Raw genomic sequence first — 7,927 nt, 5'->3', positions numbered from 1 at the left:
TCGGGCGTGGCCGCCGCCGCCGCCTCGCTGGCCAGGCCGGCCACGAGCTGCTCGATGCGCTGCACCTCGGCTTCCAGGTCCGCCACCGTGGCCGCCGGGCGCGCGCGCCGCTCCGGCTCGGGCGCGCCGTTGGGCAGGGCCACGACGACCTCGATGTGCCGGCTGCGCCCCAGCCCCTTCGCGTCGCGCCGCTCGACGCCGCGCGTCTCGGAGATGCGGACGTCGTCACCGTAGAGACGCCGCGCGTTCTGGAGGGCTTCCTTGAGCGTGCGGCCGGTTACCCGGCTCGTGCCGTGCTCAGGCCTTGGCTGCGTGGGCATGATGGACTCCCTGGGTCGAGACGATCCCCGCGGACTGGATGCTGGTGTTGGGCGTGACCTCGGTGTAGCCCATCACCGGCAGCGCCGGGAACGTCGGTTCGATCAACCGCTTCAGGAACAGGCGCATGGGCGTCGGCACCAGCAGGACCGGCGGCTTGCCGCGGCTGTAGACGGCCTGGAGCGTCTTCTCCAGCTTCTCGAGGAAGGTCTGCGCGAACAGCGGCTCCAGCACCACGGCGCCTGCCCGCTCGGAGTCGGCCGCCGCCTGGGCCATCACCGCCTCGGTCTCCGGGTGCAGCGACACGACGTAGACGTGGCCGTCCGGCTCGACGTAGAGGCCGCTGATCGTGCGGCGCAGCGATTCGCGCACCTTCTCCAGCAGGTGGTCGACGCCGCCGCCGGTGCCGACGTGGTTGGCCAGCGTCTCGAGGATCGTGACGATGTCCTTGACCGGGATGCGTTCGTGCAGCAGCCCGCGCAGGACGTTGTGCAGCGTGTTGACCGGGACCTTGTCCGGGATCAGGTCCTCGATCAGCGCGGGCGCGAACTCGCGCACGCTCTCGCACATGTCCTTGATGTCCTGGCGCGTCAGCAGCTCGTCGGCGTGGGCGCGGATCGTCTCGGAGAGGTGCGTGGCCAGGACCGCGGTCGGCTCGACGACGGTGTAGCCCTCCATCTCGGCCACGGTCTTGCGCGCCGGGTCGATCCACAGGGCGGGCAGCTGGAAGGCGGGCTCGACGGTCGGCAGGCCCTCGATGGCCTCGCCGCCGCCCGTGCTCATCGCCAGCAGCCGGTCGGGGCGCAGCTCGGCCCGGGCCAGAGCGACGCCCTTCAGCTTGATCACGTACTCGTGCGCGCCGAGCTGCAGGTTGTCGCGCACGCGGATGGGGTGCACCAGCACGCCCAGCTCGGTCCCGATCTGGCGGCGGATGTTGGTGATCCTGGACAGCAGGTCCCCGCCCCGCGCCTGGTCGACCAGCGACAGCAGGCCGTAGCCGAGTTCCAGTTCCATGGCGTCGGTCACGAACAGGTCGTGGCCCGGCCCGCGGTCCGGCGCCGGCGCCGCCGCCTCGAGCGACTGGGCCTCGTCGGTCGCGTCCTGGCGGTCGATCGAATCCACCCGCGAGCTGACCAGGCGGCCGACGATCCCGAACACCGCGCCCAGGGTCAGGAAGGGCAGGGTGGGCAGGCCGGGGATCAGGCCGAACACGATCAGGGAGCCCGACGCCAGGTAGATGGCCTTGGGCTGGCGGAACAGCTGCATGGTCAGCGACTGGCCCAGGTTCATCGAGCTGCTCTGCCGCGTGACCACCAGGCCGGCCGCGGTGGAGATCAGCAGGGCCGGGATCTGGCTGACGAGGCCGTCGCCGATGGTCAGGCGCGTGAACAGCCGCAGGCTCTCCCCGGCCGTCATCCCCATCTGCAGCATGCCGATGATGAAGCCGCCGACGATGTTGATGATGGTGATGATGATGCCGGCGACCGCGTCGCCGCGCACGAACTTGCTGGCGCCGTCCATGGCGCCGAAGAACTCGGCCTCCGAGGCCACCTGGGCGCGGCGGCGGCGGGCCTCGGCCTCGTTGATCAGGCCGGTGTTGAGGTCGGCGTCGATGGCCATCTGCTTGCCGGGCATCGCGTCGAGGGTGAAGCGGGCCGCCACCTCGGCGATGCGGCCGGAACCCTTGGTGATCACCACGAACTGCACGATGACCAGGATGGAGAAGACGATGACGCCGATGACGTAGTTGCCGCCGATGACGAAGTCGCCGAAGCTCGCGATGACCTTGCCGGCGCCGCCCTTGGCCAGGATCAGGCGCGTCGAGGCGACGTTCAGGGCCAGCCGGTAGAGCGTCACGATCAGCAGCAGCGAGGGGAAGCTGGAGAACTGCAGCGGCTCCTTCAGGTACAGCGAGACCAGCAGGATCACCACCGCGAAGGCGATGTTGAAGGTGATCAGCAGGTCGAGCACCACCGGGTTGACCGGCATGATCATCAGGCCGACGATCGCCAGGACCGCGAGCGCGCTCAGGATGTTGCTGTTGGCCAGCAGGAGGTCGCGGTCGATGCCCTTGTTCACATCCACTCAGCTTCCGGGCCTCAGGCCCGCTTCAGGCGGTACACGTAGGCCAGCACCTCGGCGACGGCCTGGTAGAGGTCGTCCGGGATGTAGGCCCCGACCTTGACGAGCTTATGCAGGGCGCGTGCCAACGGCTTGTTCTCGATGACCGGAATGCGGTTCTCGCGGGCGATGCGCTTGATCGTCTGCGCCAGGTGGTCCTGTCCCTTGGCGACCACCCGCGGCGCCGCCTCCCCGTCCTTGTAGCGCAGGGCCACGGCGAAGTGGGTCGGGTTGGTCACCACGACGTCGGCCAGCGGGATCTCGGCCATCATGCGCTTGCGCACCGCCTCGATCTGGATGGCGCGCATGCGGGCCTTGATCTGGGGGTCGCCCTCGACGTCCTTGTTCTCCTCGATGACCTCCTGCTTGGTCATCTTGAGGCTCTCCTCGTGCTGCCACTTCTGGAACGCCCAGTCGACCGCGGCCAGCGCGAACATCAGGGCGGCCAGGCGGTAGACGAGCTTGGCCAGCGTGTCCCAGCCCACGGACGCCGCCCCGGTCAGGGGCAGCATCGCGATCCCCATCAGATCCCCGCCGAGCGAGGCGACCGTCCACCAGGAAACGGCGCTGATCAGCAGGATCTTCACCAGGCTCTTGACCAGCTCGAAGGCCATCTTGCGGCTGAACATGCTCTTGATGCCGTTCAGCGGGTTGATGTTCTCCCCCCGGAAGGCCAGGGCCGAGAGGTTCACGTGCCAGCCGACCTGCATGAGGTTGGCGAGCAGCCCCACCACCATGATCCCGCCGGCCACCGGCGCGACCGCCTTGATCAGGACCATGACGTTGGCCGCCGCGAACTCGGCCAGCGCGAAGGGGCTGTCCAGCCGGAAGAGGTGCGCCTCGCCGAGCAGGTAGCGGGCGTTGTCGTTGAGGATCCGGCCCATGGCGCCGGTGCCGACGAACAGCAGGGAGAAGCCGGCCAGGAGCACCAGGGCGCTGTTGACCTCCTGGCTCAGCGCGATCTGGCCCTTCTCGAGGGCCTTCTCGCGTTTTCGCGGTGTCGCCTTCTCGGTCCTCTCGCCGCCCGGAGCGTCCGACATCGTCCCTCACCTCCCCGCGTCGGCGGCCGGCGTCGCCGGCCGGATGGATCAGCCCTGCAGTGCGCCCAGGACGGCGCCGAAACGGCCCTCCAGGTCGGCGAAGAGCGAGCCGAGGACCTGGCCGAAGAAGACCAGCGACAGCCCCATCGTCGCCAACCCGACGGCGATGGTGATGGGGAAGCCCACCACCAGGATGTTGATCTGGGGCACCGTCTTGACCACGAAGCCCATGGCGACGCTCACCAGCAGCAGCACCACCGCGACCGGCGCCGCGAGGCGCAGGCCCAGCTCGAAGAAGCCGGCGAACTCCTGCACGACGAGCCAGGAGCCCGCCTCCAGCGAGATCGGCTGCAGCGGCGGCACCAGCGTGCAGGACTGCGCGCACACCGAGATCAGGGTGTGGTGCCCGTCCACCGCGAAGAAGATCATGACCGCCAGCAGGTAGTAGAGGTTCGCCAGCACCGAGACCTGGCCCATGCCCTGGGGGTCGATGGTGTTGACCATCGAGAAGCCGATCTGGACGCCGATCAGCTCGCCGGCGAAGCGGACCGCGGCGAACGGGACGCCGGCCGTGAAGGCCAGCAGGGCGCCCACCGCCAGCGAGCGCAGCCCCTCGGCCGCCAGCGCCTCCCAGGAGAGGTCCAGCGGTCCCGGCGGCAGCTGGGCCGCGACCGCCGGCGCGGTGGCGCCGGCGATGACGACCGCGATCGCGACGCGCCACAGCGGCGGCACCGTCGAGCCCGACAGCAGCGGCAGCATCGCGACCAGGATGGACAGGCGCAGGGCCAGCGCCAGGGTCAGGATCAGCCAGGTGAAGTCGAGCTGCACCGGCGGGTTCATGTCACATCGCTCCGATGCGCTCGAAGATGTCCAGCGTGAAGGAGGTCATCTGCTGGATCATCCAGGGCAGCGAGATGATCAGCACCAGGAACACGGCCAGGATCTTCGGCACGAAGGTCATGGTCATCTCGTTGATGTGCGTCGCCGCCTGGAAGACGCTGATGATCAGTCCCACCACCATGCCCGCGGCCAGCATGGGGCCGGCCACCAGCAGGGTGGTCTTCAGGGCGAGCTGCCCCAGTTCGACGACGGTCTCGGCGGTCATGGCGTCCTTTCGCCTCCGGCGGTCAGTTCTGGAAGCCCATCACGAGCGAGCGGACGATCAGGTACCAGCCGTCCACCAGCACGAAGAGCAGCACCTTGAACGGCAGGCTGATCAGCACCGGCGGCAGCATCATCATGCCCATCGACATCAGGACCGAGGCCACCACCATGTCGATGATCAAGAACGGCAGGAACAGCACGAAGCCGATCTGGAAGGCCGTCTTCAGCTCGCTGATCACGAAGCTCGGCACCACCACCAGCAGGGGCAGGTCCTCGGGCTTCTCGGGCGCCTCGCGGTCGGTCAGCTCCAGGAACAGGGCGATGTCCTTCTCGCGCGTCTGCCCCAGCATGAACTCCTTGAGGGGCCCCTCGGCGCGCTTGAGGGCCTCCCCCTGGCCGATCTCCTCGGCCAGGTAGGGCTTCAGCGCGTCCTGGTGGATCTTCGTGCCGACGGGCGCCATGATCACGAAGGTCAGGAACAGGGCCAGCCCGATCAGGATCTGGTTGGCGGGCATCTGGTTGGTGCCCATGGCCTGGCGCAGGAAACCCAGCACGATGATGATCCGCGTGAAGCTCGTCAGCAGCACCAGCAGGGCCGGCGCCAGCGAGATCAGGGTCATCAGCAGGACGATCTCGACCGCGACGTCCAGGCGGGCGCCGCCCTCGGCGCCGCCGAGGGTGAGGCTGAAGTTGGAGCCGGGGCCGGCCGCGGCGGTCTGGGCCAGGGCGGCGGGGGCCGCTGCGGCCACGGCCACCAGGGCGAGCCCCAGGACGATCACGAGCTGTGCGGTCTTCAAGTGGGCCTGCCTTTGCGGTGACGGTGCGGGAAGCGCCAACGCAATGGGCGTGCCAGGGCCGGCGGCCGGGAACGGCGGTCCCCGGGGCGGCGGGCGCGCCCCGTGGCCATCTTGCGGCCACGGGGCGGTCAGGAACGGTGCAGCGGCGGGCGGGGATCCCGGGTCAGGCGTCGGGCCGGCGCCGGGCGCGGAAGCGGTCCAGAAGGCGGTCCGGGAGACCGACGACCGGCAGCGCGGGCGCCTGGGGCGCGTGCCGCGCCGGATCGTAGGGCGCGCGGTCGAGCAGGACGACGGACTGGTCGTGGCGGTACAGCGTGAAGACCTCGTCGCCGCAGCGCAGCAGCTCGACGGCGCGGCGGGGGCCGACGGCGTGGACGGCGATCATCGCGGCGGCGGCGCCGGAGCGGCCGCCCTGGAACCGCCCCAGCAGCTTCAGGAACAGCAGCAGCAGCGTGAAGACGACGACCAGGCCGCCGACCGGTTTCAGCCAGGCCAGGGCGCCGGTGGCGGTCTGGACGGCCAGGAAGGGGATCGCTGCGTTCGCGGCCGGCACGTCAGGTCAGCCTCTTGATGCGTTCGGTGCGGCTCAGCAGCTTGGTGATGCGCACCGCGAACTGCTCGTCCACCACGACGACCTCGCCGCGGGCCAGCAGCACGCCGTTGACCATGATGTCCACGGGCTCGTTGGGAGCCTTGCCGAGCTCGACCACGGCGCCCGGGCTCAGGTTCATGATGTCGCGGATCTTCATCCGGGCCCGCCCCAGCTCGACGGTCAGCTTCATGTCGATGTCGAGCAGGACGCCGATGTTGCGGATCTCCGGGGCGATGGCGGCGAGATCCTCCTCGGGCTCGGCGAGGCGCATCTGGTCGGGGTCGAGGCCGTGCTGCCGGGTCGCGGGGTCCGCGTCGGCCACGGCCGCGGCGCCGCCCCCGAAGACGTTGTTCTGGATGCCGTCGGCCATCTCCCTACTCCTCTTCTTCCAGTCGTTCGGTGAGCTTCAGGGCGCGGCACTGGTTCAGCTTGCCGGTCAGCCCGCGGAACATGGGCTTGCCCTGGACCTCCAGCACCAGCGGGGACTGCAGCGACTTGTACAGCGGCAGCACGTCCCCCTCCTTCAGCTCCAGGACGTTTTCGAACGTGAGGTTCACGTCCGCCAGGTTGACCACCACGTCGGCCGTGGCTCCCTTGACCACTTCGAATAGCAATTGCCGGTCCCGTCGCACCTCTTCCGGCGTGCGGAATTCGGAATTCTCCTCCGGGTCGAAGCGGTGCCAGACCGGTTCGAAGGCCGTCAGCGGGATGCACAGGTCCAGCGGCCCCCTCAGCTCCTCGATCCCGATCTCGAACCGGATCAGCAGGACGGGCTCGCCGCTGGTCACGGTCGTGATGTAGGACGGGTTGTTCTCGAGGTGCACGAAGGTCGGCTGCATCGAGACGAGCTTCTCGGCCCCTTCGGCGACGTGCGCCAGCAGCTTGTCGATGACCAGGCGGGAGACGCCCAGTTCGATGTCGGTGAACTTGCGCTCGACGCGGCAGGCCTCGATGGGGCCGCCGAGCAGGCGCATCATCATCAGGTAGATCATGCCCGCGTCCAGGTGGAGCAGGGACAGGCCGTTGAGCGGCGCCAGCCCGATGTTGACGGCGCAGGTCACCGGCGGCATCGAGCCCACGAACTCGCCGAAGTTCATGACCTCCAGGCCCCGGAAGCCGATGCCCGTGTTCGCCCGCAGCATGCCGGTCAGGCCCAGCGACGACGACTTGGCGAAGGCCTCGGCGAAGGTGATCAGGTTCTTCTCGAACTGACGCGAGATCTTGGTCGGGCGGCTGAAGTCGAAGGAGGACGAGCCGGACACGCCCTGCACGAGGGCCGCCGCCTGCTCGACCGCCGCCTGCTCGCCGCCGGCGTCGTCCTGCCCGAGAAGCTCGTCCAGGGCGTCCTGCCGCCCCTGCTGCGAATCGCTCATGTCATCCCCCGGCTCGTCCCGGACCGGTCACTGCACGACCAGGTCGGAGAAGTAGATGTTCATCAGCCCGGCTTCCGGCAGGGCCTCGCCCAGCTTGCGCAGCAGCTCCGCCTTGAGGGCCTCCTTGCCCTCGAGGCTGCGCAGGTCGGCGGCGTACTTGTTCGACAGCGAGGCGATGACGATGTCGCGCAGGTGCGGCAGGCGCTCCTCGACGAGCAGGACCTTCGTCTGGTCCGGGACCTCGAGGTCGACGCTGATCCGCAGGTAGCTCGTCACCGCGCCTTCGGAGCGCAGCGAGACCGTCACTTCCTTGAGACCGACCAGCGCGCCGCGCCCGCTGAGCGAAGCGGCCTCGCCGTGCTTCGCAGGCTTGCCGTGTCCGGACTTGCCCTTGGCCGCGGGCTGGCCGTGCTCGCCGGTCGCCTCGGCCTCGGCCACCTGGTCCCCGGCGCCCAGGTTCTGCAGCTTGGGCACGATCACGAACTGGGTCACCCCGACCGCCAGGGCGGCCTGCACCACGATGATCACGGCCAGCAGCACGAGCTTGTTCTCGAACGGCTTGAAGGCCGCCTTCTTGGGCTT

General features: G+C 69.3%; 10 protein-coding genes. All 10 read right to left on the bottom strand.

The window, feature by feature from the left end; translation table 11 throughout:
• Positions 1-320, bottom strand: a 320-nt coding sequence (locus Q7W29_06855) for a hypothetical protein (protein MDO9171534.1), incomplete at its 3' end; no start/stop codon positions are given.
• Complete coding sequence (gene flhA / locus Q7W29_06850) at positions 298-2,403, bottom strand: flagellar biosynthesis protein FlhA (protein MDO9171533.1); 2,106 nt, start codon at positions 2,401-2,403, stop codon at positions 298-300. The genes Q7W29_06855 and flhA, both read right to left, overlap by 23 nt.
• A 14-nt stretch (positions 2,404-2,417) precedes the next feature.
• Positions 2,418-3,479 carry a flagellar biosynthesis protein FlhB gene (gene flhB / locus Q7W29_06845; protein ID MDO9171532.1) on the bottom strand — a complete coding sequence of 354 codons (1,062 nt, stop codon included), beginning with the start codon at positions 3,477-3,479 and terminating at the stop codon, positions 2,418-2,420.
• A gap of 48 nt (positions 3,480-3,527) precedes the next feature.
• Positions 3,528-4,319, bottom strand: coding sequence for a flagellar biosynthetic protein FliR (locus tag Q7W29_06840; GenBank protein ID MDO9171531.1), 792 nt, complete (start codon positions 4,317-4,319; stop codon positions 3,528-3,530).
• A gap of 1 nt (position 4,320) precedes the next feature.
• Positions 4,321-4,584 carry a flagellar biosynthesis protein FliQ gene (gene fliQ, locus Q7W29_06835; protein ID MDO9171530.1) on the bottom strand — a complete coding sequence of 88 codons (264 nt, stop codon included), beginning with the start codon at positions 4,582-4,584 and terminating at the stop codon, positions 4,321-4,323.
• A 22-nt stretch (positions 4,585-4,606) separates the two neighbouring features.
• The gene (gene fliP / locus Q7W29_06830; GenBank protein ID MDO9171529.1) at positions 4,607-5,380 is read right to left on the bottom strand and encodes a flagellar type III secretion system pore protein FliP; all 774 of its coding nucleotides are present in this window, start codon (positions 5,378-5,380) and stop codon (positions 4,607-4,609) included.
• A 163-nt stretch (positions 5,381-5,543) separates the two neighbouring features.
• On the bottom strand, positions 5,544-5,933 hold the full coding sequence (locus Q7W29_06825) for a flagellar biosynthetic protein FliO (protein MDO9171528.1): 390 nt from the start codon (positions 5,931-5,933) through the stop codon (positions 5,544-5,546).
• A 1-nt stretch (position 5,934) separates the two neighbouring features.
• A complete protein-coding gene (fliN, locus tag Q7W29_06820) occupies positions 5,935-6,342 on the bottom strand; it encodes a flagellar motor switch protein FliN (GenBank protein ID MDO9171527.1) in 408 nt (135 codons plus the stop codon).
• Between the two features lie 4 nt (positions 6,343-6,346).
• Positions 6,347-7,345: a FliM/FliN family flagellar motor switch protein gene (locus Q7W29_06815; GenBank protein MDO9171526.1), complete on the bottom strand. Its 999-nt coding sequence runs from the start codon at positions 7,343-7,345 to the stop codon at positions 6,347-6,349.
• Between the two features lie 27 nt (positions 7,346-7,372).
• A partial coding sequence (locus tag Q7W29_06810; GenBank protein ID MDO9171525.1) for a flagellar basal body-associated FliL family protein occupies positions 7,373-7,927 on the bottom strand: 555 nt, incomplete at its 5' end.

Source organism: bacterium (assembly GCA_030654305.1).
Taxonomy (GTDB): Bacteria; Krumholzibacteriota; Krumholzibacteriia; order LZORAL124-64-63; family LZORAL124-64-63; genus PNOJ01.
The sequence above is the reverse complement of the archived record's forward strand: the minus strand, read 5'-3'. Positions and strand labels throughout refer to the sequence as shown.

What these genes read in the sequence shown, in the direction of transcription:
- flhB (MDO9171532.1), bottom strand. Translation starts at nt 3,479, where the DNA reads ATGTCGGACGCTCCGGGCGGCGAGAGGACCGAGAAGGCGACACCGCGA.
- Q7W29_06840 (MDO9171531.1), bottom strand. Translation starts at nt 4,319, where the DNA reads ATGAACCCGCCGGTGCAGCTCGACTTCACCTGGCTGATCCTGACCCTG.
- fliQ (MDO9171530.1), bottom strand. Translation starts at nt 4,584, where the DNA reads ATGACCGCCGAGACCGTCGTCGAACTGGGGCAGCTCGCCCTGAAGACC.
- fliN (MDO9171527.1), bottom strand. Translation starts at nt 6,342, where the DNA reads ATGGCCGACGGCATCCAGAACAACGTCTTCGGGGGCGGCGCCGCGGCC.
- Q7W29_06815 (MDO9171526.1), bottom strand. Translation starts at nt 7,345, where the DNA reads ATGAGCGATTCGCAGCAGGGGCGGCAGGACGCCCTGGACGAGCTTCTC.